The sequence below is a fragment of the Xanthomonas sp. NCPPB 3200 genome (assembly GCF_056393585.1).
On record NZ_CM150785.1, the window covers coordinates 3,712,544 to 3,739,406 of the forward strand.

Sequence of the window (26,863 nt, forward strand, 5' to 3'; positions counted from 1 at the left end):
ATCCACTCCTGACCCGCATCGCGACTGCGTCCCCAGTCAGTCCCGGTGCAGCCATTTCACGCAGACCACGCAGGCGGCTCGGGCAAGGTGCGCGCATGCCTCTTCCGGACCTGCTCATGCCACCACGCATCTACGCTCGCGCCTGCTTGCTCGCCCTTGCTCTGGGCACCTCCCTGTCCGCACTGGCGCAAGCGCCGCAGCCTGCCGCAGCACCTGCGCCGGCACCTGCAGCAACGCCCGCTGCGACCGTCGTGCCGACCGGCCCGCGTTCGGATCTACATGCGCAGGTGCTGCTGGATCGTGCGCATTTCTCGCCGGGCCAGATCGACGGCGAGCGTGGTTCCAACCAGAAGCGTGCGGTGTCGGGGTTTCAGGCAGCGCACCAGATCAAGGTCACCGGTGAGCTGGATGACGCCACCTGGCAGGCCTTGCAGGCCGACACCACGCCGGCGCTGGTGCAGTACACGCTCACCGATGCCGATGTGGCCGGGCCGTTCCAGCCGATCCCGAAAGGGCCGGCCGAACAGGCCAAGCTGACGTCGCTGGGCTACACCTCGGTGGACGAGGCGCTGGGCGAGCGTTTCCATGCCGCTCCGGAACTGCTGCGCCAGCTCAACCCCGGCGTGGATTTGAACAAGGCCGGTGGCGTGATCCAGGTGCCCAACATCGACGGTGTCCCGCCATTGGCCAAGCCGGCCAAGCTGGTGGTCGACAAGTCCGAGTCGACGCTGCGCCTGTTCGATGCCGACGGCAAGGTGTATGCGCAGTTCCCGGTGTCCTCCGGCAGCAAGCACGACCCGCTGCCGATCGGCCGCTGGAAGGTGTTGGGCGTGGCGCGCGACCCGGTGTTCAAGTACAACCCCAAGCTGTTCTGGGACGCGAAGAAGGGTGATCAGAAGGCCACCCTGCCCTCCGGCCCGAACAATCCGGTCGGACGCGTGTGGATCGATCTGTCCAAGCCGCATTACGGCCTGCACGGCACGCCGGAACCCGGCCATGTCGGCAAGACCGAATCGCATGGCTGCGTGCGCCTGACCAACTGGGACGTGGTCAATCTGGCCAGCGTGGTTGGCCCGTCCATGCCGGTGGTGATGCAGGAGTAAGCATGAAACTGCTGATGATGCTGGTGGTCGGTGTCTTGCTCGGTGCAGCCGGCTATTGGTGGCTGGAACGCGAGGCGCCACAGGCGGCGCTGGCACCGGCGTCCGCAGCTGCACCCGCGGTGACAGCGCGGTCTGATGCGGCAGAGGCGGCAATGGCAGCGCCTTCTGCCGCTCCAGCGGTTGCCGATCCAGCCGTTGCCGCATCGTCGCCATCCACCGAGATGCCCGCCGCAAACACGCCAGCCGCGCCTGCGTCTGCAGCCTCCCCTGAGGCTTCGAGTTCAGGCAGCGGCCTGCTGATTCCGGTGCAAGGCATCGGCAGCGGCCAGCTGCAGGACACCTTTACCGACGCACGCAGCGAAGGCCGCGTGCACGATGCCATCGACATTCTTGCGCCGACCGGCACACCGGTCATTGCAGTTGCAGACGGCACGGTCGAGAAACTGTTCAACAGCGAGCGCGGTGGCCTGACCGTGTACCAGTTCGATCCGAACGGCACGTACTGCTACTACTACGCACACTTGGAACGGTATGCAGATGGCCTGGCAGAAAAGCAGGCAATCAAGCGCGGCCAGGTCATCGGCTACGTCGGCAGTACCGGCAATGCCGATCCTGCCGCACCGCATCTGCACTTCGAGATCCACCGCCTGGGGCCGGAAAAACAATGGTGGAAGGGAGAGGTCTTGAATCCCTACCCCGTATTGCATGGCGACCAGACCCTGCAGTGATGCACCAGGCGGTAATGCAGACACATGCCTGCACGTGATGCGCAGGCCTGTGCATTCAGATCAACATGCCGCCCGATACCTCGATGCGTTGCGCGTTGATCCACCCGGTTCCCGGCGCGAGTAATGCAGCGACCACCGGCCCGATATCGTCCGGTAGCCCTGGGCGTCCCAGCGCCGTGACCGACGACACCATCGCATTGACCTGTGCGTTATCGCGCACGCTGCCGCCGTTGAAGTCTGTCTCGATCGCACCCGGCGCCAGCGTATTGGCACGAATGCCACGCGCGCCCAGTTCCTTGGCCAGATAGCGAGTGAATACCTCCACCCCGCCTTTCATCATCGCGTAAGCCGAGGCACCGGGCAGTGCGAAACGTGCCAGGCCGCTGGACACATTGAGGATGCGTCCACCGTCGGCGATCAGCGGCAATAACGCCTGGGTCAGGAAATACGGCCCTTTGAGATGGACGTTGACCAGGGCGTCGAACTGCGCCGGCGTGGTGTCGGCGATGGCCGCGTGCAGCCCGGTACCCGCATTGTTGACCAGCGCATCGAACTGCGTGCGATCCCAACCGGCCAGCACCTGCTTCAACTGCTCAGCGAATGCCGCGAACGACTCCGCGTCGGCAACATCCAGCGGCAGTGCGTGCGCGCGGCGGCCAAGCGTGTGGATTTCGGCGACCACCGCAGCGGCCTCATCTGCCTGGCTGCGATACGTCAGCACGATATCGCTGCCGTCCGCAGCGAGCGCAAGCGCGGCATTGCGGCCCAGGCCGCGGCTGCCGCCGGTGATCAGGGTGATCGGTGAGGTGGTCGACATGGATGGACTCCGGTACGTGTTGGGAAGCGATTGGGGGCGATCACAGAGTTGGTCGGTGACCGCTGGCGGGGGTGACATTGCCTGGCCGTGCCAAGACTATTGCGCTTGCCGCGCCACATAAATCGGTCCAACCTGATTGCACCGTTCAAGAACGTCGACCAATCGATGGATACCCTGGAGTCGCTACGCGCCTTCCTGCGCGTCGCCGAGCTCGGCAGTTTCACCCGCGCCGCCGAAACGCTGGGCCTGCCCAAAGCCAGCGTCTCCACCGCCGTGCAGCGGCTCGAAGCCTCGCTTGGGACGCAGCTTTTGCATCGCACGACGCGCCGCGTGCAACTCACCGGCGACGGCACCGCGTTCTACCAGCGCAGCCGCGATCTGCTCGACGACATGGACGAATTGCAGAGCATGTTTCAGCGCGAGCGCAGCCAGCTGCGCGGGCGCCTGCGGGTGGACATGTCCTCCGGCATCGCGCGCAATTTCGTGATTCCCGCGCTGCCCAAGTTCCTGGCGCAGCACCCGCAGCTGGAGGTGGAAATCAGCGGCACCGACCGCCGCGTCGATGTGGTGCGCGAAGGCTTCGATTGCGTGTTGCGCGTGGGCACGCTCGAAGACACCAATCTGGTCGCACGACCGCTCGGCGTGTTTCGCATCATCAACTGCGCCAGTGCCGACTACCTCGCACGACGGGGCATGCCGCAGCGCCTGGACGATCTGGCTCACCACGATCTGGTGCATTACGTGCCGACGCTGGGCCAGCGATCGTCCGGCTTCGAGTACCGCGATGGACCGGCCTACCAGCTACTGCCGATGCGCGGCCCGGTGACGGTCAACAACGGCGATGCCTATCTCGCCGCGGCATTGGCGGGCCTGGGCATCATCCAGGCGCCGGCCAGCCCGTTGCGCCCGCACCTGGACAGCGGCGCCTTGATCGAGCTGCTGGCCGCCATCGCGCCGGAACCGATGCCGGTCACCTTGCTCTACGCGCAGCGTCGCCATCTGCCGCAACGCGTAGGTGCGTTCATGGACTGGGTTACGGAGGTGATGGCACCGTATCTGGAACCGCTGTAGCCCCGGGCCACCGTCGATGCGATTGCCGGCACGTCTTCGCGTGCGCGTGTGCGCAGGCAGGAAGTGTTTCTGTAGCGCGCCGACATTGGCGGGAGGCATCACTTGCTTGCGCGCCACTTCGATACCACCGAAGCAAACCGATATCAGCATGCAGCGCAGGCAGTGCAGCATGCGCCGCAGATCCACGATCACTCCGCTGACGCCAGACACAAAAACAGGCACCTTCTGCAAGGTGCCTGCATCGTTGCAACACCAGGCCAGGCGCTGACATCGCGCCCGGCCCGGTCTGCGATCAGAACGTGTAGTTGAAGGTCAGCATGCCGTTGCGCGAGGCGCCCCATGCGCCATAGCCACCGTTGAACTGCGTGTAGTAGCGCTTGTCGAGCAGGTTGTCGACATTGAGCTGCACCGAGAACTGCGGCGACAACCGGTAGCGCGCAAACGCGCTGACCAGTGCGTAAGCACCCTGCTGAAATGCGCCGTAGACCGGGTCCACATAGTACGAGCGGTTCTGCCAGTTGACGCCACCACCCACGGTCAGATCGCTCCACGCACCTTGCGGGGTGTAGCTGTTGAACAGCTTGAGGGTGGTGCGCGGCAGATGCGTATTGATCGAGGTGCCGCCGTCATCGCGGGCGGTGTAGTGCGAGGCGCCGAAGGTGGTGTTCCAGCTCTCGGTCACCCGCCCGGACACCTCGAAATCGAAGCCTTCGCTGACCACGCCGTTGGCGGCTTCATACGCCGACTCGCTGCTTCCGGGGACGAAGCCGCCGGTGGCCACGCCCAGGTTGTCCTGCTCGATGCGGAACACCGCAAGCGAGGCGTTGAGCCTGTCGTCGAACCACGCTGCCTTGACGCCGGCTTCGTAGCCCTTGCCGGTCAACGGATCCAAGTAGCCGCCATTGGCATCGCGCAGGGTCTGCGGGTTGAAGATTTCGGTGTAGCTGACGTACGTCGACCACACGTCGTTGATGTCGTAGACCAGACCGGCGTACGGGGTGACTTCGGTCTGGCTGTCGGAGAACGGCGCCAGTCCCTGCGTGGCATCGAAGTTGCCGCCATCGATCTGCCAGTCGGTGTAGCGCGCACCCACCAGCAACTTCAGCGAATCCGCCAGCGAGAAGCGTGCAGCCACGTAGGCTGCCTTCTGCTTGATGGTGCCGGTGCTCTGCACCGTGCGCGGGCTCCAGTTGGGTTCCGGATAGGCACCTGTCCAGCCGAGGTAGCTGTCCAGCGGCGCCGGGAAATCGAAGGTGCCGTTATTGACGTACTCGCGGCGGTTGTAGCTGGCGCCGGCAACCAGCTGATGCTCGCGACCGAACATCTGGAACGGGCCTTCCGCATAGACGTCGGCACCATCGGCCTTGCGCTCAGTCAGGTAGTTGCCCGAATACGGCACCACGCCGCCACCGGTGGCACGGTCGAACCCGAAGATCGTATAGAACGGATAGAACAGGTGATTGGCCGCTTCGGTCTTCTCGTGGCTCAGATTGGCCTTGAGGGTCCAACCGTTGTCGAAGCTCTGCTGCAGGCTGGCAAAGGTGCGCTGCAGACGCGTGTCCCAGAACGTCCAGTCGGCCGCCGGGTTGAACGAACGATCATAGTTGGTGCGGGTGCCATCGCTGTAGAACAGCGGGAAGCCGCCCCAGGTGACATCGTTCGATTCCTTCTTCTGGTACTCGTAACCCACGCTCAGCAAGGTGCTGTCGGTGAGGTCGGCATCGATGATCGCCGAGCCGATCTTCTTGCGCAGGCCGTAGCGGTCCATGTCCGACTCGCCGTCCTGGTACACGCCGATCACGCGCGCGCGCACGGTGCCTTCGGGGCTGAGCGGCACAGTGACATCGGCCACGCTGCGGGTCTTGTTGAAATCGCCGCCACCCACCGACACGGTGCCGGTGAAGTCGCGGCTGAGCGCATGCTTGCGCACCAGGTTGATCGAGGCCGACGGGTTGCCCGAGCCGGTCAGCAGGCCGGTGGCGCCACGCACCACTTCGACGCGGTCGTACAGCGCCACGTCCAGCGCCGAATCGCCGTAGCTCCAGGCCTGCTCCATGTAGGCCGGGATGCCGTCGAACTGGTAGTTGTCGATGTAGAAGCCACGTGCATAGAACTCCAGCCGCTCGCTGTCGCTCTGCGCCACCGAGATGCCGGTGACGTTGTTGAGCACGTCGGTGATGCTCTGCAGGTTCTGGTCGTCCATGCGGTCGCGGGTGATCACGGTGACCGACTGCGGGATCTCCCGAAGCGACAGGTCCATGCGCGTGCCGGCGGTGGTCTTCTCCACCGTATAGCCCTTGGCCTGCTCGCCCTGCACGATGAGCCGGTCCAGGGTGGTGACCTCTGCATCGCCGGCGGCAGGCGTCTCGGCCAATGCCTGGCCGGCGGCCATCGCGCACAGCGCGGCGAACAGCGCGCGCGGAAGGACATGGCGACGCGCGCCCGCGGAAGCAAGACGCAATTCGGTACTACGGATCATCGGGAACTCCAACGCAGACGGATCAGACCACGCGCTGCGAAGACGCCGCGCCGGCAACAAGGGGAGGAAACGGTGTGTGCCTTACCAACGGCAGCGCGCCATTTTAATGGGAATGATTCACATTTTAAATAGCCGGATTGACATATTTTTAGCATTTACTTGACACAAGCGAGCGCTACCTGGACAGGAGACGCACTACGCAACTCGCGGTCTGACCTCAGCCATTGCAGCCGAACTCGCATGGACGCGACACTCGGAACGGGAGCTACTGAACAGTTGGCTGACGTAACGACGGAACGCACTACAATGGGGATCACATGAAGAAATGCTGGATAGCTATCGCTCTGCTGCTGTTGTGCACGCCGGCAGTGAGCGCTGCTGCAGGGCCAGATAAAACGTCGCTGAACGAGGCTTGCCGCGTACCCGGCAACGCCGTGCACGAGGCAGGTCTTGTGCAGATCGGAGGCATCCAGCAATGGGTCACGATCGAAGGTCAGGACTGCCGCAATCCGGTGGTGCTGATCGTCCATGGCGGGCCGGGCAACCCCAACACGCCGTTCGCGCATCGCCTGTTCGGCAGCTGGACGCGCGACTTCACCATCGTGCAGTGGGATCAGCGCGGCTCCGGCAAGACCTACGCGGCAAGCAAACCTGCCGACGGCGAGACGCTGACCATGCAGCGGCTGACCCAGGACGGTAGCGCGGTTGCGCGCTATGCCATGCAACGGCTGGGGAAACCCAAGCTCATCCTGATGGGCGGATCGTGGGGCTCGGCACTGTCGGTCACTATCGCCAAGGCAAATCCCAGTCTGTTCCATGCGTATGTCGGTACAGCGCAACTGGTCAATTACCAGGACGATATGGCGGCCAGTTACGCCAAGACGCTGAGCCTGGCCCGCGCAGCCAGCGATGCGGATGCGATCGGCAAGCTGGATACGATCGGCCCGCCGCCATGGACCAACCCGCGCAACTTCGGAGTCCTGAGGCGCCTGACACGCAAGTACGAAGCCTTGAGCACCGACCCGGCACCGGAAGACTGGTTCACCTTCGCAGCGGAGTACGACACGCCCGACTACCGTGCAGCCTATGAGGCCGGAGAAGACTATTCCTTCCTGCAGTTCGTCGGGCTGGCAGGCGACGGCATGGGCCCGCAGATCGACCTGCGCAAACTCGGGCCGCAGTTCGCCATGCCGGTCTATCTGATTCAGGGCGAACAGGATCTGGTCACGCCGGCGCAGATCAGCAAAGCCTATTTCGATGGACTTTCTGCACCGAACAAGGAATTCCTGCTGCTGCCACGCACCGGGCACGACCCCAACCCGCCGATGATGGACGCACAGCTGAAAGTGCTGACCAGGATCCGCGCATCGGCGCTGGCCAACGACGCGCACTGAAACACGCAACGCGCTCGTTGAATGATGAAGTACCGCACATCGCGCATTGATCACGAGATCCAATAAAAAAGCCGGCTTTCGCCGGCTTTTTCTTTCAGGCATCACGCAAGGCGTTACAGCGCCTTGGCTGCCGCGACCACATGCTCGGCGGTGATCTTGAAGTACGCGTACAACTGATCGGCCGGTGCCGAGGCGCCGAAGGTGTCGATACCGACCACATCGCCATCCAGGCCCACGTACTTGCGCCAGAAGCCGGTTACGCCCGCTTCCACCGCCACGCGCTTGCGCACCGCGTTCGGCAGCACCGATTCGCGATAGGCCGCATCCTGCCGATCGAACACGTCGGTGGACGGCATCGACACCACGCGCGTCTTCAGCCCGGCCGCGTCCAGGGTCTGCTTGGCTTCCACCGCCAGACCGACTTCCGAACCGGTGGCGATCAGGATCACGTCGGGCGTGCCGCCCTCGGCATCGGCCAGCACATAACCGCCGTGCTCGATCAGCTTGAGCTGCGCGTCACTGCGCGGCTGGTGCTGCAGGTTCTGGCGACTGAACACCAGGCAGCTCGGGCCGTCCTTGCGGGTGATGGCGGCCTTCCAGCTCACCGCCGACTCCACCGCATCGCCCGGGCGCCACACATCGTTGTTGGGGATGTAGCGCAGCGAGGCCAAGTGTTCCACCGGCTGATGGGTCGGGCCGTCCTCGCCCAGGCCGATCGAGTCGTGCGTGTACACGTGGATGGCATGGGCCGGATTCAACGCGCTCATGCGCACGCCGTTGCGCGCGTAATCGCTGAACACCAGGAAGGTGGCGTCGAACGGAATGAAGCCGCCATGCAGCGCCAGGCCGTTGGCGATGGCAGTCATGCCGAACTCGCGCACGCCGTAATAGACGTAGTTGGCATCCGGATCATCGGTGGCCACCGACTTGCTGGCCTTCCACAAAGTCAGGTTGGAATGCGCCAGATCGGCCGAACCGCCGATCAGTTCCGGCAACAACGGCGCGAACGCTTCGATCGCCAGCTGCGAGGCCTTGCGCGAGGCGATGGTCTGGCCGTCCTGCTGCGCCTTGGCGATGTAGGCATCGGCCTGGGCGATGAAGTCGGCCGGCAGCTCGCCGTGCGAGCGGCGGGTCAGCTCGGCAGCTTCGGCCGCGTACTGCTTGCCGTACTTGTCGAACAGCTGCTCCCACTCGGCCTGACGCAGGGTACCGGTGCCACCTGCGCGCCAGCCGGCGTAGATCTCTTCGGGAATTTCGAAGGGGCCGTACGGCCACTCCAGCGCCTTGCGGGCACCCTCGAGTTCTTCCTTGCCCAGCGGTGCGCCGTGCGAGGATTCCTTGCCGGCCTTGCTCGGTGCGCCGAAGCCGATCTTGGTGCGGCAGCAGATCAGCGTGGGCTTGTCGGTGTTCTCCAGCGCGGTCTCGATGGCGGCCTTGATCTTCTCCGCGTCATGTCCGTCCACATCGCGGATCACATGCCAGCCATAGGCCTCAAAGCGCTCCGGGGTGTTGTCGCTGAACCAGCCGGCGGTGTTGCCGTCGATGGAAATCTGGTTGTTGTCCCAGAACGCGACCAGCTTGCCCAGGCCCCAGGTGCCGGCCAGCGAGGCGGCTTCATGGGAAATGCCTTCCATCATGCAGCCATCGCCCATGAACACCCAGGTACGGTGATCGACGATTTCCAGCTCCGGGCGGTTGTAGCGCTGCGCCAGCAACTTCTCGGCCAGCGCGAACCCGACCGCATTGGCAAAACCCTGCCCGAGCGGGCCGGTGGTGGTCTCCACGCCGGGGGTTTCGCTGCGCTCGGGGTGACCGGCGGTCTTGCTATGCAGCTGACGGAACTGCTTGAGCTGCTCGATCGGCAGGTCGTAGCCGGACAGGTGCAGCAGCGCGTACTGCAGCATCGAGCCGTGGCCGTTGGACAGCACGAAACGGTCGCGGTTGAACCACTGCGGGTTGTTGGGGTTGTGCCGGAAATAATCGTTCCACAGCACTTCGGCGATATCGGCCATGCCCATCGGCATGCCGGGATGGCCGGATTTGGCGGCTTCGACCGCATCGGCGGCGAGAAAACGGATGGCGTTGGCCAGCTGGCGGCGGGTGGGCTGGGTCATGGGCGTCTATGGAAGCGGAGGGGAACACCGCTGGAAGCGGAGACACTTATTCTCCCACAGAGCGCGTTAGGGGGCTGGGATTGGGGAATCGGGAATCGGGTGCAGTGCTGCAGGTTGGTCGCTGACGCCGCTCTTACCAAAGCTACCGCTGCGGTGCAGCAGGACCTCACATCACCCGTACCGATCGCTACAGCCCGCTCTTCCCCATTCCCCATTCCCGATTCCCGACTCCCTATTCCTCGCCCTTGGCAACCAAGGTCGTCAGCGCCAGATCGCCGGTCACATTCAGCGCCGTCCGGCACATATCCAGGAAATGATTGACGCCCAGGATCATGCCAATGCCGACCGGGTTGACCCCGACCATCGCGCAGATCAGCGCCACCACCGGCAGCGAGCCGGACGGCACGCCGGCGGTGCCGATGCCACCCAGGATGCAGACCAGCATCACCATGAACTGCTGGCCGATGCTCAGGTCCACGTTGAAGAACTGCGCCAGGAAGATCACCGTCACCCCTTCGAACAAGGCGGTGCCGTTCTGGTTGGCGGTGGCGCCCACGGTCAGCACGAAACGCGACACCCGCGGCGGCAGGCCCATCTCGTCGGCCACACGCAGGGCGGTCGGCAGGGTCGCGTTACTGGAGGCGGTGGAGAACGCCATCATCGTGGCCTCCTGGGTCTGCCTGAAGAAGCCGATCGGCGAGCGCCCGGCGAACTTCACTGCCAGCCCGTAACTGACCACCATGTGCAGGCCCAGCGCCAGCACCACCACGCCCACGTAAGCGCCCAGACGGATCAGCAGATCAAAGCCGAACAGCGCGGCCAGATTGAACATGAAACAGGCCACCGCATACGGCGCCAGGCGGATCACCAAGCCGATCAGGGTCATCGAGATTTCGAAGATGCCCTCGATGCCGCGCTTGAGCGTGGCCACCTTTTCGTCGGCGGTCAGCACCATGCCCACGCCGAACATCACCGCAAAGAACATCAGCGACAGGATCGCGCCGTTGCTGGACGCTGCCGCGATGACGTTGCTGGGCACGATCGACAACAGCATGTCCATGCCCTGCGGCTGGGTGCCGGAGCTGGAGATGATCTCGCGGGTACGCTCGGCGTTCTGCTGGATCAACTGGTTGGCCAGCTGCGGGTCCACGCCGGCACCAGGCTTGAGCACATTCACCAGCACCAGCCCCAGCAACACCGCCACGCCGGACAGCACGACGGTGTAGCCCAGGGTGCGCCAGCCCACACGCCCGAGCGCACGGATGTCACCCATTTCGGAAATGCCCATCACCAATGCCGAGAACAGCAGCGGCACGATCAGCATGAAGATCAGATTGAGGAAGATCTGCGAGAACGGCGTGGTGACGTATTTGGTGACCACGCGCACCCAGTCGGCATCGCTGCCAGCCAGGTAGTAGACGGCCAGACCCAGCAGCAGACCGACGGCGAAGCCAATGCCCATCTTCCAATGCAGGGGCAGGCCCGGGCGGCGTGCGGCGGGGGATGCAGTCATCTGGTCGGGCCTTGATCTGGACACAAGCCCCGGAGCTTAACAAACGCCATCGACGCGGCCACCTACCCAGCCTGTCGCCGTGCGCCTGCCCGAGGGTAGGTGCACCTCCACGTCAGCCGATACGGGCGCTGGAGCGTTCAACACAGCTGGCGCGCTCATTGTGGGGCGGGCACAGCCGATATTTGGAACTGCCTGTACCGAGGCGCGATGCCCAAACGCCTTTGGGACGCCGTGGAATCCGGCCATGAGCTCTTGCTTGCAACCATGCACACCGACCATCCCGACGGGTCCTTGCCCGCTCACCGTCGCGGGACCTTACGCGGCATGGATGCCGCGTAAGAGCCTACACGGACGTACTTGCGGCGTGTCCCGCGAGGGTGGGCGGGCAAGGGCCTTGCAGCGAAGTCGCAGATCCGTCGCTCTGCCACTGATCTCTCCACACTATCCAAGCGCATCATGCTCTGCTTGCAACCAACCGCACCGACCATCCCGACGGGTCCTTGCCCGCTCACCGTCGCGGGACCTTACGCGGCATGGATGCCGCGTAAGAGCCTACAAGGACGTACTTGCGGCGTGTCCCGCGAGGGTGGGCGGGCAAGGGTCCTGCAGCGAAGTCACAGACCCAACGCCTCGCTTCAGGCTGCACAGGTGAAGAAGTCAGAATGCAACCGGAATCAACACGTCAACGCGAGGCGCGGCATGCTGTTCATGCAGGACCTACCCCTGTCCCCGCTGCCGATGCAGCGAAACCGATCAAGGCGCCGGCGGATACAGCGGCGCCAAGACCTCCGGCTCCGCAGCCGTGGCATGCCGCCAACGCGGGCCCTTGGCAAAGGCCTCGCGCAATGCCGAACGTGCACTGGTCACGTCGCCATCGCCGCCCCAGCGGGCGCGCTGCATCTGCGCCACCGCCGCCTGCTGCGCCGGGTCGCTCAACGCTGCCAGCACGCTGTCGATATCGATAACGCCGGCCATGCCGCACAGCACCGCGGCCACGTCGTCCATGCCGCCGGTATCGAGCGCGCGTCGCAGCTCGGCCACACCGTGCGTCACACGCCGGCCGGGCGCAGCTGCATCGCTGGCATTGATCACCGGCGCGCCGTGCGAACCGCCGCGACGCCGTAACAAGGCCCACACCAGGGTGGCAATCCACAGCAGCGCAAAGCCGATCGCCGCAGCGATCCAGCCCCAAGGCCGTTGCGTGGCCGCAGCCTGCTGCAGACTCAGCGTGCCAGCCGCAGCGGTTGGCGCAGCGTTATCCGGTGATGGATTGGCTGCAGGCGTTGGCGCTGGCGCGGGCGCCGCAAACGCGCCGCTGCCTGCCGCCACGTCCAGTGTGAGGTCCGGCAACGCCGCGGTCTTGGCTGCCGCCGCACCCACATCCCACCACGCCACCTGCAAGCCGGGCACCACCAGCGGGCCGGCGCGGTTGGGCACGATCGAATAGCGGCGGGTCAGCCGCAGCTGCGGCGAGCCATCCACGAAGCGTTCTTCGTATTGCGGCGGCTCGGCGAATACCTGCGCATCGGGCACGCTCGGGGTCGGCAGTTCCGGGAACTGCGCCTGGGTGGCGCCGCGTGCGCTGGCCTCCACCACGAGCTGTGCCGCTTCACCGGCGGTGGCGCGCTGCGGCGTGGTCGTATACCGCAACTGCAGGCTGCGCAGCGGCAACCACGGCTGCGGCGCGTTGGCCGGTTGTGCGCGTACCTGCAGCGGGATGCTGGCGCTGCGTGCGCTCAGCTCGCCGTTGCCACGACCGAAATAGTCGTCGAAGAAGCCGCCGACCGAGCGACCATTGAAACGCGCCGACGGCAACACCAGGCGGCCGCTGCGCTCGGGCACCAGCAGATAGCGCCGCTCGACCACGTTGTATTGGCGGTTATTGAGTACCTTGACCGAACTGACGTCGTCGCCGATGCGCTGCAGCGATGCACCATCGGGCGCTTCCAGGTCCAGCTCGCCGGACGCCAGCTGCGTGGCGAAATACAGCCGCACCACCACGCCCACACTTTGCTGCACATAGGGCTGCGGATCGTCCACCTGCGTCTGGACGAAGGCATCCTCGTTGCCTTGCGCCGCCGCTGCTGCGCCGGACGCGCTGCTGCCGGCATCGCTTGCCGACGCGCCCACCTGCAGCCGCAACGGTTCGGTGCGCTCGTTACCCACGCGGATCGCCGGCACGATCAGCTCGCCGCTCTTGCGCGGCGTCAGCACCACACCGAACAGCGCGCGCACCGTCACCGACCCATTGGTCACCTGCATCTGCTGGTTGGCGCTCTTGGCCCCCAGCGCGAAGTCGTTGCGCAACGGCGTGTAATCCGGATCGACACCGCGTTGATCGGTTTCGATATTCAACATCACCACGTCGCCGGCATTGGCACTGTCGCGGTCCAGCCACGCGCGCGTGACGGCACCCACCGGTGCACAGGTGAGCAGCATCGCGCTGGTCAACATGCCGATCGCCGCGCGGCGCAAATGGTGTGTGCCGATCATCGTCCGTCCCGTTGCCTGCGTTCGTGTTCCAGCCTGAATTTGGTGCGCAGCAGACTGCCCGGATCATCCGGCACCCGCCGCAACCAGGCATCCACTGCCTGGCGTTGCTCGCGTTGCTCCGGCGTTTCGTTCGCCGTTGCCGCAGCGGCCTGCTTGCCGTTTGCATCGGCGCTCTTGTCGCCAGCCTGCGCCATCGCCTGCTGCATCTTTTGCCGCTGCGCGGCATCGGCCTGCTGCTGCGCCTTGGCGTCGGCCGATTGCGGCGCTGCGTCCTGCTTGCTCTGCTCGCCCTGGCGGTCTTTGGACTGCTGGTCCTGCGAGGCTGCGTCCTGCGGCGTCTGTGCAGACGGCTGATCCTTGCCGTCCTGTTTGCCTTGTCCGTCCTGGCCTGGTCCGTCCTGGCCGGGCTTTGGATCGTTCTGCTTGTTCTGTCCGGACTGATTCTGGCCGGAGCCGTTCTGACCGGATTGTTTCTGGTCGTCGGACTGGCCCTGGCCGTCCTTGCCCTTGCCGTCTTTGTTGTTCTGCTGCTGACGCTTACGCGCCGCCTCCACCGCCGCACGATTGGCGATGGCGTCGGGCTGATCCGGATGTTGCTTGAGTGCCCGGTCGTAAGCGGCAATCGCTTGGTCGTACTGGCCCTGCCTGGCCAGCGCATTGCCGAGGTTGTACAAACCCTCATCGGTGGGCACATTTTCGAAGGCTTTTTGTGCCGCGGCGAAATCGCCCTTGCGATACGCCTGCACGCCGGCATCCAGGCGTTGCTGCTGCACCTGATCGGCGCGTTGCCACAAGGTGCCGTCGGCAGCATGCGCGGGTTGAGCCAGCGGCAACACGCACACCAATGCAAGTACCGCCACAACCGCACGCCGCCGGAACGCCAGCAGTGCCAACAGCATCACCGGCAGCAGCAGCCAGTACCCCTCATCCAGCCAGGTCTTGCCGCCGGTGGACTCGGCAGTTTCATCGGCCAGCGGCTGCTGCGTCGGGTCGAGCACGCCCAGCGCACGCAGGTCCGCATCGTCGGCGGTGATGCGCGCATAGCGACCACCGCCCTGCCCGGCAAGATCGCGCAGGCTGCCTTCATCCAGTTTTGTCTGCGCAATCTCACCGGTCGTGGTGCGATAGGCCGCGCCGCGCGTGCTCCCCACGCCGAGCGCGGACACGCTGAATCCACGCGAGCGCGCCAACCGTGCAGAACTCCCGGCCGCACGATCGGCGCTGTCACTGACCAGCAGGATGTCGCCCTGCTTGAAACCCGACTGCAGCAGCAACTGCGTGGCCGCGTCGATCGCCGCATCGGCGCGCTTGCCGTCCACCGGCATCACCGATGGCGACAGCGCATCCAGGAACAACGCCACATTGGCGGTGTCTTCGGTCAATGGCGCAACGGTGAAACTCTCGCCCGCATAGACCAGCAATGCGACTTCGCCACCGGCACGCTTGCGCAACAACGTGGCCAACTTGGCCCGCGCCTGCAGCAGACGCGATGGCGGCAGGTCGTTGGCGGTGATGCTGGAAGACAGATCCAGCGCCACCACCAGCGGCATGCTGGAGTGATACACCGGCCGCTCGTTCTGCCGCCAGCTCGGCCCGGTCATCGCCAGCACCGCCAGCGCATAGGTCAGCGCAGCCAGCACGAATCCCAGCCATCCCCGCCGACTGCCGGACACCAGCAGGGTCGGCAACAGATGTGCATCCACGCTTTGCCGCCACACGTCCGCATCGCGTCGACGCAACTGCCACAACACTGCCGCCGGCACGATCGCCAGCAGCGCCCACAGCAGATCCGGGCGCAGCAGATGCAGCGACTGCAGCCAGCCTGCCAGTTCGGTCAGCGCGTTCATCGCCATCTCCGCGGCAACAGATAGGCCAGCAGCGCAATCACGATGGCGGCACCCAACGGCCAGTAATAGAGTTCCACGCGCGGCTGCACCGAAGGGCCGAGCGCCTTGACCGGCTCCAGCCGATCCAGTTCGGCATAGATGCCGGCCAGTTCTTCGGTATCGCGGGCACGGAAAAAGCGCCCACCGGTTTGCGCGGCGATCTTGCGCAAGCCGTCTTCGTCGATATCGTCGTTGCCCGTGGCCGGAATCGGCACGCCGAACAACGAATAGCCGCCGTTACCGCCGAAGGCGATCGTATGCACGCGCACGCCTTCGGCCTTGGCGAGCTCTGCGGCCTTGAGCGGATTGAGCACACCGGCGGTGTTGACGCCGTCGGTGAGCAACACCACCACGCGCTGGCCCTGCTTCTGCTCGCGCAGCCGTTTGACCGACAACGCGATCGCATCGCCGATCGCCGTCTCGCGCCCGGCCAGTCCCACCACGCTGTCGGCTAGTTGGTCGCGCACGGAGGTCAGGTCGGCGGTCAACGGCGTCAACGCGTAGGCGCGCTGACCGAACACCAGCAAGCCGACCCGATCGCCGTCGCGACGATCCAGAAAGTCCGACAACACCGCCTTGGCGGCGGTCAGGCGATCCACCACATTGCCGCCGAGCACCATGTCCGGCTCGCTCATGCTGCCGGACAGATCCACCGCCAGCATCATCTGCCGCGCCTCGCGCGGCGGCTGGATCACATCGCCCAATTGCTGCGGGCGCGCGAGCGCCGCGCACAGGAAAAACCAGCCCAACCAGGCAAGCCAGCGCGGTACCCGCAGTGCCGGTGTACTGTTTGCCTGCGCAACCGCATGCAGTTGATCGGCGTAAGGCACGCGCAGCGCCGCCGTATCGGCGCGGCGCTGCGGCCAGAACCACATCAGCAACGGCAGCGGCATCAACCACCATGCCCACGGCCATGCGCAGTGCGCCAGCGCATCCTGCCATTGCGACCACTGCAGCCAGTTCATCGCCGGCCTCGCATCAGACACAGAAAACGCTGCCGCGCCAGCGCCTGCACCGCATCCAGATCGGTCACCGCCGGCGCACGTTGAAAGCCGCCGTCCAGCAGCGCGCGCCCCGGTCCCTGCGAAAAGGCCTGCGTCTTGCTCTTGCGCCCGTCCAGAAACTGCAGCCATGCCTCGCCCTGCAGCCGGTCGGCCTGCGCATCGACGCTGCGCGCTGCGCGTCGCAGCAACACCGACAACGCGGCCAGGCGCTGTGCGGGGGTCGTTGCGCGCTGCAGCTCGGCATCGAAGGCCGCCAGCCAGCGCCGCTGCTGCTGACTACGGCGACGCCACCACCACCATGCGCTGCCAAGTACGACGACCACTGCGGCGATCACCAGCCACCAGCCCGGTGCCAGCGGCCACCATGGCGGCGACGGCGGCAGATGGACATCGCGTAGCGGCAGCGATTGCGGCGACATCGTCATCGACTCCGCACGGCGGCACTGCCGCCCAACCAGGCATCGCTGGCATCGTCGGTGGACAGGCGATGCAAGCGCACACCGCGTGCCTGCAGCACCGCGGTCAATTGTTCCAGCGGCGCCACGAATTCGGACTGCCAACGCGCACGTCCGGCCTGCGTGGACAGATCGATCGCGATGCGCTCGCCGCGCACATCGAAGCTGAGTGCGCGGGCCGGTGGCGCCAGCTCCAGCGGGTCGACCAGCACGATCACCACCACCTCGTGATGCAAGGCCAGGCCCGACCAGCGCGTGGCAGAAATCCTGCTGGCGCTGCGCGCATCGGCCAGCACGGTCAGCCGCGCACCCGGGCGCAGCAGCCGCGCGGCATGGTCCAGTGCCACCTCCAGGCCCGCATCGCCGGACGGCGGCTGGGTGTACCAGCGCGCCAATGCGTCCAGCACCGGCAACACGCCGCGTTGACCCGAGCGCGGTGCAATCGGCGCTTCGCTGACAGTGCCACGCAGCGCGGCGATCCGGTCGCCCTGCCGCTGCGCCAGCCACGCCGCGACGGCGCCGGCACGGGCGGCCTGCACCGATTTGTAGCGCACCCGCGTGCCGAAGAAGAGCGCTGGCGAGGTATCGGCCACAATCAGGCTCAAGCGTTCGCGCTCGGCCTGGAACAATTTGGTGTGCGCGCGCCCGGTACGCGCGGTGACGCGCCAGTCGATATGCCGCGCATCGTCGCCGGCCACGTACTCGCGCGACTCGGCGTATTCCATCCCGCGCCCACGCGTTGCCGCCGGTACCGGCCCGGCCAGCCCATGGCGGCCACGCCCTGGCTGCCCGCGATGGGTCGTGATGCCACGCAGTGCGATCAACTCCGTCAGCGTCGGCCGCAGTCCATCGCCGGCGATCGACGCCAGAGCGGTGACAGGGGAAGAAGACGGCATCGAAGACATCGGATTCTGGTCAGAGGACGGCATACCTCGGCGACACGCTACCCGATCAGGGCAGCGGAATCTTTTCCAGCAAGGCGGCGACCAGGCGCTCGCCATCCCAGCCTTCGGCAGTGGCTTCGTAGCTGGGCAGCACGCGATGACGCAGCACGTCCGGCGCAATTGCGCGGATATCGTCCGGGGTCACGTAGTCGCGCCCGGCCAGCCATGCACGGGCACGTGCGCAGCGCTCCAGCGCGATCGACCCACGCGGGCTCGCGCCCCAGGCAATCCGCCGCGCCAGTGCCGGGTCATAGCGCTGCGCATCGCGCGATGCGAGCACGATCTCGATCAGGTAGCGCTCCAGCTGCGGCGCCAGATGCACGTCCAACACCACCCGACGCGCGGCAAAGACATCTTCCAGCGGGATCTTGTCGGGTACCGTCTCGTGCTTTTCCAGGGTGTCGCGCGCGGCCTCACGTGCCAGACGCAGGATCTCCGCCTCGGCATCGGCCTGTGGATAGCCGATACGCACGTGCATCAGGAAGCGATCCAGCTGCGCCTCGGGCAACGGGAACGTGCCTTCCTGCTCGATCGGGTTCTGCGTGGCCATCACCAGGAACAGCTGCGGCAGCGCATAGGTATGCCGCCCGACGGTGACCTGACGCTCGCCCATCGCCTCCAGCAGTGCCGACTGCACCTTGGCCGGCGCGCGATTGATCTCGTCGGCCAGCAGGATCGGATGGAAGATCGGCCCGGGCATGAACTCGAACCGGCTGTCCTGCGGCCGCCAGATCTCGGTACCGGTCAGATCGGAGGGCAGCAAGTCGGGGGTGAACTGCACCCGCGCGAAATCCGCCTCCAGCCGCGAGGCCAGCGCGCGGATCGCGGTGGTCTTGGCCAGCCCGGGCGCGCCCTCGACCAGCAGATGCCCGTCGGCCAGCAGGGCGATCAGCAACCGTTCGACCAGCGCGGACTGGCCCACGATGCGCTGCGCCAGCGACTCGCGCAGCAGGGTGAATTGACGATGCAACCGGTCCTGGGCGGGCGCGGCAGCGGCTTCTGGGGGCAACAGCGGCGGTGCGTTCATAGGACCAGTGTGACCGATTCGAGCGCAATTGGTTCACTCGACGGCTCTGGAACATTCAGTCAGTGACAGAATCCACGTCTGCCTTCGCCGCGACAAAGAAAAGCCAGGCACATCTAGGACGTGCCTGGCTTCTTGGTACGCAACCTTAGTTGCGCAATGGATCAGCGCACCGCTGACGCAACCCGCAACACCTTCGGGGTGATAAAGATTAACAATTCTGCCTTGCTCTTATTACGACCACGACTTTTGAAGAGGTTACCAAGAAAAGGCACATCGCCAAGGAATGGCACCTTATTGACGCTGGAACGGTCGGTAAACTCGTACACACCACCGATCACAACAGTCTGGCCGTCATCCACCAATACAGCGGTGTTGATCTCTCGACGATTGATCGACGGAACGGTACCGTAGTTGGGCAATTCGATGAGCTGATCGACTTCGTCTTTCTTCACGTTCATGTTGAGAAAGACGCGATTGTCGTTGGTAATGGTGGGCGTTACCTTCAATTCCAGCAACACTTCCTTGAATTGGACGTTCGGCGTTGCCGCCTGACCTGCAGTGCCGCCGGTGATCGTCACATAACCAATTTCGCGGCCCTGCTTGATGACACCTTCGCGTTGGTTTGAAGTAACGATTCGAGGATTGGAAATTACTTCGCCGCGTCCTTCTTGCTGCAAAGCAGACAATTCGAGATCCAAGTTGAAGTTTGAGCCCAATAGCGTGTAGGCAAGACTTGGAGCAGTTGCTCCGCTTGTGAAAGCGCCAGTCGGCAGATTCACATTGAGCCCTCTCCCAGCAGCAACACCCCCACCCGTTGCACTACTGCCGATAGTTGCAACATTGTCACCATAAGTATGAGTGCCACCAAGTCCGAACTTTGCGCCCAGATCACGCGCAAACGTATCCGTGGCGATGACGATACGCCCCTCGATCAGCACCTGATCCACCGGCCGATCGATATGCGAAATCAGCTCGCGCATCTGCGCGACCTTCTTCGGAATATCGCTGATCATCAGGGTGTTGGTGCGCTCGTCGGCAACCAGGCGACCGCGAGGCGACAAAAATCCATTGTCCTGCTGCCCTGCGCCGCCTTGTCCACCTTGACCACCACTACCGCCACCAATCCCCTTGGCCTCCGTCAGCGCTTTGAAGATCACAGCTGCGTTGTGGTAATTGATCTGCACGTAATCGGTGATCAGATCCTCGCGGTTTTCGATCGCGATGCGGGCGTCTTCCTTGTCCTGCTCGAACTTGGCCAGCTCCGGCTGCGGGGCGACCCACACCACGCCGCCGTCGCGGCGCTTGTCCAGCCCCTTGGCGCGCAGCACGATGTCCAGCGCCTGGTCCCACGGCACGTTCATCAGGCGCAGCGTGACATTGCCCTGCACGGTATCGGAGGCGACGATATTGAGGTTGGATTCCTCGGCGATCAGCTGCAGCACGGTGCGTACCGGCACGTCCTGAAAGTTGAACGTCACCGGGCGGCCGCTGTAACCGCGCGCAGCGATCTGCGCGGCGGCCTGGGTGACGGCTGCGGCGCTGACGCCACCGACAGCGGGCTGGCCCTTGCGCGGAGTGATTTCGACCACGTATTCGTTGCCGGTCTGGTAGGCCAGCGAATCGAACGCGCCCTTGGTCGACAGCACCAGCTGCGACCCCGAGCCGGATGGCTTGACCTCGACGCGCTGCACCGGCGTTGCAAAGTCGGTGACGTTGAGCGGGCGCTGCAGTTCGGCGGGCAGGCGTGCGTTGCTGATGTCGACCAGCACGTTGTCGCCCTGCGTGCGCAGATCGGGGCTGGCGCCCTGGCCGTCGAACTGCAGGATCAGACGGCCAGCGCCATCCTCACCACGTTTGAAATCGATCTTGGACACCGCCAGGCTCGCCGGAGCGGTCTTGGCCGGGTCCTGCACAGGCTGCTTCAGTGCCGCCGCCGAGAACGCGCTACCGCTCGCCAGCGCCAGCGCGAACCCCATCGCGCAGGCCTGGAATACCGCGTGGCGTCGAACCGGACGCAGCCGCCGGGCATTGGAAAACGTCATCGTGCTATCCCCTATCACTTTATTGATCATCCAATGCGAGCGCGGCCGGCCGTTCAAGCCATCCGCCCGCACCGTCCGGCACAAGTTCAATCAGCTCGATGCGGTCTTCGTAGACCCCGGTGACCCGGCCATCGCTCTGTCCCAGATACACGCCCGGCCGCACCCGGTAGGTCACCTTGTCGGGTGCCATGACCAGCGCAACCAGGCCCGAGCCACCGCCAATGGTCCCCACCATGTCGAGGGCGTCGAGCGGATAGGCTTCCAGCGGCTCCTTGCGCCGGTTCGGATCCGGACGCGTTCCGTTGCCGCCTTCGGCGCTGACCCAGGCATCGCTGAACGGGTCGCGCATCGACTGCGCCGCATATTCGAACGTCTCGAACTGCTGCATCACCGGCAATGGCTCCAACGGCGGCGCCGGCCGTGCGCGCACTTCGGCGACCCAGGCTTCCAGGTTCGGCGCATCGCCCGGTGTGCTGGTCACACCGCGCGTACACGCCGGCAATACAGCAATTAGCGCCACGCAGGACAGGATCTTGAGCAGTTTCATGGTCATTGGCCGCCCTTCTTCGCAGCGTCGGCCGCGGCCTTCTCCTGCTCTGCCATTTCCTCATCGTCAAGATAACGATAGGTCTTGACCGTGCCGGACAGTTCCAGCGCCCCGCGCGGGGTGATGCCGGCCTTGGGGTCCCTCGGCTTGAGGTTGATGTCGTGCATGGTCAGGATCACCACGCGCGGCAACGACGCCACACCGCTGACGAAGGCACCGAACTGGTGATAACTGCCCACCATGCGCAAGGCGATCGGCTTTTCGGCGTAGAACTCCTTCGGCGATTCCGGGCCCGGCTGGAACAACTCGTTGGACAGGCCGCTGGACAGCGCGGTCTGCGAGATGTCGATGATCAGATCCGGCATTTCGGTCTTGCTGGGCAGCTGCCGCAGCATCTGCTGCAGCACCTGTTCCATCTGCGCGAGCTGCTGCTTGAGCGGCTCCAGATTCACCGCACGACCCTGCTGGGTCTCGAACTCGGTGCGCAGCTGCGTTTCTGTGCCTTCCAGGCCTTCGAGTTCATCGCGCTTGCCGCTGATCAACAGGAACCAGGCCAGCACCATGATGAACAGGCCGACCACCACGCAGAACACGATGCGTGCCTGCTGCGGCCAGCCGCCGATGTTGTTGAAATCCAAATCGCTGAGCTTGAATGCTTTCTTACTCATGACGCCGCCCCCTCCTGCGGCCGATTGGCGGACGCCGACGCTGGCTGCACGGGTGCAGGAGCAGCGGCCGGCGACGTGGCAGGCGCAGGTGCTGCAGGTGCCGCCGCTGGCGCGCCCGCAGGGGCCGCCGTACCGGCTGGCGTTGCACCCGGCGCTTGCGCATCGACCGGTGCGGTGCCGTTCTTGTCGGCCTCGTTCGGATTGGCCAGCTTGACCTTGAGCGTGAACACGTACGGCAGCGTCTTGGTGTCCATCGACGGTCCCGCGGGCTGCCCAGCCTTGTCCTGGCTCTTGGCCTCGATGATCGACAGGTCCGGATTGGTCATCCAGCCCGAGCCTTCCAGGTTGCGCATATAGGTACTGACGCGCGCGTTGGACTGCGAACGCCCTTCCAGGGTCAGGATGTCGCCGTCCTGCTTGATGTTGGTCAAGGCCACGCCATCGGGGATGGTGCGCACCAGCGAATCGAACAGATGCACCATCTGCGAGCGATTGGCCTGCAGTTCCTCGATCACCTTCTTGCGCGCGAGCAGGCGGTCCTTCTTCTTGTCGAGCTCCTTGATCTCTTCGTTCTGCGCCTTGACCTTGTCGATCTCGGCGGTCAGGAACGCATTGCGCTCGGTCTGGCCGCTGATCTGCGCGTCGTAGTAGAACCAGATCAGGACCGACAACAGCACGCCGCCCAACGCGGCGAAGCCCAGCATCGAATAGAACTCACGCTCGCGCGCCTTCCGGCGCTCGGCGCGCCAGGGCAAAAGATTGATTCTTGCCATCAGTCAAAGCTCCTCAGGGCCAGGCCGGTGGCGATCATCAATGCAGGTGCATCCAGCGCCAGCGCATGCGCCTGGACCTTCGGGCCCAGCGTCATCTGCGCGAGCGGGTTGGCGACCACGGTGGTCACGCCGAGCTGCTCTTCCACCATTTCCGGCAGGCGCGACAGCGCAGCGCAGCCGCCGGCCAGCACGATGCAGTCGACGCGATTGAATTCGCTGCCCGCGTAGAAGAACTGCAGCAAGCGGCTGATCTGCTGCACCGTCGCCTCCTTGAACGGCTCCAGCACTTCGACCTCGTAGCTTTCCGGCAAGCCGCCCTGACGCTTGGCCAGGCCGGCCTCCTCGTAAGTCAACCCGTAACGGCGCATCACCTCGTCGGTGAGCTGCTTGCCGCCGAAGACCTGCTCGCGGCTATACAGGCTGCGACCGGAGCGCAGCACGCTCAGCGTGGTCATGGTCGCGCCGATGTCCACCAGCGCAACCACCGCATCGGCGGCCACCGGCAACTCGCTGGCGACCAGGGCGAAGGCGTTCTCGACCGCGAAGGCCTCCACGTCCATGACCTTGGCGGTCAGGCCACCGAGTTCCAGCGCGGACTGGCGCAGTTCCACATTCTCAGAGCGCGAGGCCGCCAGCAGCACCTGGACCATGTCCGGGCTGTTGGGCATCGGGCCGAGCACCTCGAAGTCGAGATTGACTTCCTCGATCGGGTACGGAATGTAGTTGGTGGCTTCCAGTTCGACCTGGGCTTCCAGATCGCTGTCGTCCAGATCGGCCGGCATCGGAATCAGCTTGGTGATCACCGCCGACCCGGCCACCGCGGCTGCGGCGTTCTTGGCCTTGCTGCCGGAACGGTTGATGGCGCGACGAATCGCTTCGCCGACCGCCTCGACCTCGACGATGTTCTTTTCCACGACCGCATTCGGCGGCAACGGTTCCACCGCGTAATGCTCCACGCGGAAACGGTTCCCGCTGCGCGACAGCTGCAAGAGCTTGACCGCAGTGGAACTGATATCGACACCAATCAGTGGCGATTGACTCTTGGGTAGAAGCCCCACGGAAACTCCCCTGCCGATGGGCACTTGGACGCTTGTCTGCGCCCTCGTATTAATAATTAAATTTTAACAGGTGACAAGCCCTTCACGCGCATGGCAATGGCCCCGCGACGTGACCCCAGTGCTGTTTCCTGCGATCCCCAGAGTTCGGCCCCAGCCAAACCCGGCGTCATCTATACTCTGTGACCAAGAAATCTGCAATCGGAATCTCTCTTACATGCCCCGTATTCGCCGTTGGCTGGGCTGGATCCTGGCCGCGTTCGTGGTGCTCGCCCTGCTTGGCGCTATTGCTGCCGGCGGCCTGTATTACGCCATTTCCTCCAAGTTGCCGGACGTGCAGTCGCTCAAGCAGGTCGAGCTGCAGGAGCCGATGTACGTCTATTCCAGCGACGCCCGCCTGATGGCCGTCTATGGCGAGACCCGGCGCTACCCCATCCAGATGAAGGACGTGCCGCTGCGCCTGAAGCAGGCCTTCCTGGCGACGGAGGATGCGCGTTTCTACGAGCATGGCGGCGTGGACTACAAGGGCATCGCCCGCGCGGTGTGGCTGCTGGCCAGCACCGATGCCAAGCGCGTGCCGGGTGGTTCGACCATCACCCAGCAGGTGGCACGGCAGTTCTTCCTCAGTTCCGAATACAGCTACACCCGCAAGCTCGCCGAGATCCTGCTGGCGCGCAAGATCGAGAGTGAGCTGAGCAAGGACGAGATCTTCGAGCTGTATCTCAACAAGAGCTTCTTCGGCAATCGCGCCTACGGCGTGGGTGCTGCGGCCGAGTATTACTACGGCAAGAAGATGAGCGAGTTGAGCCTGGACGAGATGGCCTCGCTGGCCGGCATCCCCAAGTTCCCGTCCAGCGGCAACCCGATCAGCAATCCGGAACGCGCGCAGGAGCGCCGCGATTACTACGTGCTGCAACGCATGGCCGACCTGGGCTTTGTCAGCCAGGCCGAAGCCGACGCCGCCAAGGCGGTGCCGATGCACGCCAAGCCGCACGAGCCGCCGGTCGAGGTCTACGCCCCGTACGTGGCCGAGCTGGTGCGCCAGGAAATGATCGCCAAGTACGGCGGCGATGTGCTCAACAAGGGTTACCACGTCACCACCACCATCGATGCCACGCTGCAGACCGGCGCCGATGCGGCGGTTGCCGAAGGTCTGCGCCTGTACGACCACCGGCATGGCTGGCATGGGGTGGAGCAGCATTTCGATGTCGCCGCCGATGCGGATGCCGCGGCACTGGCCAAGCACCTGTCCGGCGTGTTCACCCAGGGCGGCCTGCGCGCGGTGATCGTGGCACGCACCAATGCCGACGGCGGCGTGACCGTCGTGCAGAGCGACAAGACCGAGCTGACCCTGCCGGCCAGCGCCAGTCGCTGGACCAACAAGACGCCGGCCAAGCTGCTGACGCGCGGCGACCTGACCCGCATCCGCGCCGGCGAGAAGGACGGCGAGTGGATCATCGACCAGTTGCCGCGCGGCCAGGCCGCGCTGGTGTCGCTGGATGCCAATAGCGGCGCGCTGCGCGCGCTGGTTGGCGGTTTCAGCTTCGCCGGCAACAAGTTCAACCGCGCCACCCAGGCACGCCGCCAGCCGGGCTCCAGCTTCAAGCCGTTCGTGTATGCGGCCGCGTTCGAGAAAGGCTTCAACCCGGCCTCGATCGTGCTCGATGCGCCGGTGGTGTTCCGCGACCGCCGCGGCAAGACCTGGTCGCCGCAGAACGACGGCGGCGGCTTCCGCGGCCCGATGCGCTTGCGCGAGGCGCTGGTGCAATCGCGCAACCTGGTGTCGGTCCGCTTGCTGGACGCGATCAGCGTCGATTTTGCGCGCAAGTACATCAGCCAGTTCGGCTTCCAGGAAGCCGAGCTGCCGCCCAACCTGTCGATGTCGCTGGGCACGGCCTCACTGACGCCGTTGTCGGTTGCGCGTGGCTATGCGGTGTTCGCCAATGGCGGCTCGCGGGTGGAGACCTGGATCGTGGACGAGGTCAAGGACCGCGACGGCAATGTGGTCTTCAAGGAAGTGCCGGCGGTGGCTTGCCGTACCTGCGCCTTGCAGGGCGGCAATGTCGCGCCGGTGAGCCAGGTGGTGGACGGCTTCAACTTCGGCGCCCCCGCGCTGCCCAAGTCGATCGAACCGACCCCGGCGACCCCGGCCACGCCGGCGGAGACCGCCCCGGCAGCCACTGCCGAAACCAAGATCGCGCCGCGCGCCATCGACGAGCGTACCGCCTACCAGTTGGTCTCGATGATGCGCGACGTGGTCCAGCGCGGCACCGGCACCGCGGCCAAGGTGCTGGGGCGCGAGGACGTCGGCGGCAAGACCGGCTCGACCAACGATCACCGCGACGCCTGGTTCTCCGGCTTCGGCGGCCCCTACGCCACCACGGTGTGGGTGGGTCGCGACGACTTCCGTTCGCTCGGCTATCGCGAGTACGGCGGCAAGGCGGCACTGCCGATCTGGATCGACTACATGCGCGTGGCGCTGAAGGACAAGCCGATCGCCGCCAACGATCCGCCCGACGGCATGACCCAGGCCACCATCAATGGGGCGGTGGAATGGGTGAAGAACGAGGACCTGGATCGCCTGCAGGACTACGACTACGGCCTGCAGGAACAGCAGGACGAGAAGGCCTTCGATATCTTTTGAGGGCCGGGATTCGGGATTCGGGATTCGGGATTCGGGATTGGGGATTGGGGAATCGGAACGGCTTCGTCCGCCCGATTCCCCGATCGGGTTCGTGGCATCGACTGTT

The 26,863-nt window shown here is 65.1% G+C and carries 19 protein-coding genes and 1 pseudogene; 5 read left to right on the plus strand and 15 right to left on the minus strand.

Annotated features, from left to right (window positions below; translation table 11 throughout):
- The first annotated feature begins 173 nt into the window (after window positions 1-173).
- Together AC06DU_RS16040 and AC06DU_RS16045 are read left to right on the plus strand one after the other, a co-directional pair.
- A complete protein-coding gene (locus AC06DU_RS16040; RefSeq protein ID WP_184609501.1) occupies window positions 174-1,103 on the plus strand; it encodes a L,D-transpeptidase family protein in 930 nt (309 codons plus the stop codon).
- Between the two features lie 2 nt (window positions 1,104-1,105).
- On the plus strand, window positions 1,106-1,831 hold the full coding sequence (locus AC06DU_RS16045) for a M23 family metallopeptidase (protein ID WP_478202820.1): 726 nt from the start codon (window positions 1,106-1,108) through the stop codon (window positions 1,829-1,831).
- Between the two features lie 55 nt (window positions 1,832-1,886).
- Here the strand turns inward: AC06DU_RS16045 and AC06DU_RS16050 are convergent, their stop codons facing one another.
- Window positions 1,887-2,648: an SDR family NAD(P)-dependent oxidoreductase gene (locus tag AC06DU_RS16050; RefSeq protein ID WP_478202821.1), complete on the minus strand. Its 762-nt coding sequence runs from the start codon at window positions 2,646-2,648 to the stop codon at window positions 1,887-1,889.
- A gap of 99 nt (window positions 2,649-2,747) precedes the next feature.
- Between AC06DU_RS16050 and AC06DU_RS16055 the strand changes: the two genes are divergently transcribed.
- Window positions 2,748-3,719 (plus strand): LysR family transcriptional regulator, encoded by a 972-nt coding sequence (locus AC06DU_RS16055; protein WP_478204431.1) that lies wholly within the window; start codon window positions 2,748-2,750, stop codon window positions 3,717-3,719.
- Window positions 3,720-4,011: 292 nt separating this feature from the next.
- Here AC06DU_RS16055 and fhuE read toward each other — a convergent pair whose 3' ends face one another.
- Window positions 4,012-6,198 (minus strand): ferric-rhodotorulic acid/ferric-coprogen receptor FhuE, encoded by a 2,187-nt coding sequence (gene fhuE, locus AC06DU_RS16060; RefSeq protein ID WP_478202822.1) that lies wholly within the window; start codon window positions 6,196-6,198, stop codon window positions 4,012-4,014.
- A 317-nt stretch (window positions 6,199-6,515) separates the two neighbouring features.
- Here fhuE and AC06DU_RS16065 point away from each other — a divergent pair.
- Window positions 6,516-7,451: pseudogene (locus tag AC06DU_RS16065) on the plus strand (alpha/beta fold hydrolase); the annotation flags it as partial.
- 254 nt (window positions 7,452-7,705) lie between these two features.
- Here AC06DU_RS16065 and tkt read toward each other — a convergent pair.
- The 13 genes from tkt to AC06DU_RS16130 all read right to left on the minus strand — a co-directional run bounded on the left by tkt (window position 7,706) and on the right by AC06DU_RS16130 (window position 24,116).
- Window positions 7,706-9,706 (minus strand): transketolase, encoded by a 2,001-nt coding sequence (gene tkt, locus AC06DU_RS16070; protein WP_478202823.1) that lies wholly within the window; start codon window positions 9,704-9,706, stop codon window positions 7,706-7,708.
- Between the two features lie 232 nt (window positions 9,707-9,938).
- Window positions 9,939-11,219, minus strand: a complete 1,281-nt coding sequence (locus AC06DU_RS16075; protein WP_102253528.1) for a dicarboxylate/amino acid:cation symporter — start codon at window positions 11,217-11,219, stop codon at window positions 9,939-9,941.
- Between the two features lie 753 nt (window positions 11,220-11,972).
- Window positions 11,973-13,712: a BatD family protein gene (locus AC06DU_RS16080; protein WP_478202824.1), complete on the minus strand. Its 1,740-nt coding sequence runs from the start codon at window positions 13,710-13,712 to the stop codon at window positions 11,973-11,975.
- Window positions 13,709-15,559: a VWA domain-containing protein gene (locus tag AC06DU_RS16085; protein ID WP_478202825.1), complete on the minus strand. Its 1,851-nt coding sequence runs from the start codon at window positions 15,557-15,559 to the stop codon at window positions 13,709-13,711. Before AC06DU_RS16085 ends, AC06DU_RS16080 begins: the two co-directional genes overlap by 4 nt.
- Window positions 15,556-16,563 carry a vWA domain-containing protein gene (locus AC06DU_RS16090; protein ID WP_478202826.1) on the minus strand — a complete coding sequence of 336 codons (1,008 nt, stop codon included), beginning with the start codon at window positions 16,561-16,563 and terminating at the stop codon, window positions 15,556-15,558. The genes AC06DU_RS16085 and AC06DU_RS16090 overlap by 4 nt, the downstream gene beginning before the upstream one ends.
- Window positions 16,560-17,021, minus strand: a complete 462-nt coding sequence (locus AC06DU_RS16095; protein ID WP_478202827.1) for a DUF4381 domain-containing protein — start codon at window positions 17,019-17,021, stop codon at window positions 16,560-16,562. The genes AC06DU_RS16090 and AC06DU_RS16095 overlap by 4 nt, the downstream gene beginning before the upstream one ends.
- Window positions 17,022-17,023: 2 nt before the next feature.
- Window positions 17,024-17,986 (minus strand): DUF58 domain-containing protein, encoded by a 963-nt coding sequence (locus AC06DU_RS16100; protein ID WP_478202828.1) that lies wholly within the window; start codon window positions 17,984-17,986, stop codon window positions 17,024-17,026.
- A gap of 22 nt (window positions 17,987-18,008) precedes the next feature.
- Entirely contained in the window at window positions 18,009-19,028 is a 1,020-nt protein-coding gene (locus tag AC06DU_RS16105; RefSeq protein ID WP_065032777.1) for an AAA family ATPase, read from the minus strand.
- A gap of 161 nt (window positions 19,029-19,189) precedes the next feature.
- On the minus strand, window positions 19,190-21,070 hold the full coding sequence (locus AC06DU_RS16110) for a type IV pilus secretin PilQ (protein ID WP_478202829.1): 1,881 nt from the start codon (window positions 21,068-21,070) through the stop codon (window positions 19,190-19,192).
- Between the two features lie 19 nt (window positions 21,071-21,089).
- Entirely contained in the window at window positions 21,090-21,623 is a 534-nt protein-coding gene (locus AC06DU_RS16115; protein WP_024938133.1) for a pilus assembly protein PilP, read from the minus strand.
- Entirely contained in the window at window positions 21,620-22,285 is a 666-nt protein-coding gene (locus AC06DU_RS16120) for a type IV pilus inner membrane component PilO (protein WP_024938132.1), read from the minus strand. Before AC06DU_RS16120 ends, AC06DU_RS16115 begins: the two co-directional genes overlap by 4 nt.
- Window positions 22,282-23,058: a PilN domain-containing protein gene (locus tag AC06DU_RS16125; RefSeq protein ID WP_478202830.1), complete on the minus strand. Its 777-nt coding sequence runs from the start codon at window positions 23,056-23,058 to the stop codon at window positions 22,282-22,284. Before AC06DU_RS16125 ends, AC06DU_RS16120 begins: the two co-directional genes overlap by 4 nt.
- A complete protein-coding gene (locus AC06DU_RS16130; RefSeq protein ID WP_039423791.1) occupies window positions 23,058-24,116 on the minus strand; it encodes a pilus assembly protein PilM in 1,059 nt (352 codons plus the stop codon). Before AC06DU_RS16130 ends, AC06DU_RS16125 begins: the two co-directional genes overlap by 1 nt.
- Before the next feature lie 214 nt (window positions 24,117-24,330).
- On the opposite strand from AC06DU_RS16130, the gene AC06DU_RS16135 reads away from it, so the two are divergent.
- The gene (locus AC06DU_RS16135; protein WP_478202831.1) at window positions 24,331-26,757 is read left to right on the plus strand and encodes a penicillin-binding protein 1A; all 2,427 of its coding nucleotides are present in this window, start codon (window positions 24,331-24,333) and stop codon (window positions 26,755-26,757) included.
- The last annotated feature ends 106 nt before the right edge of the window (window positions 26,758-26,863 follow it).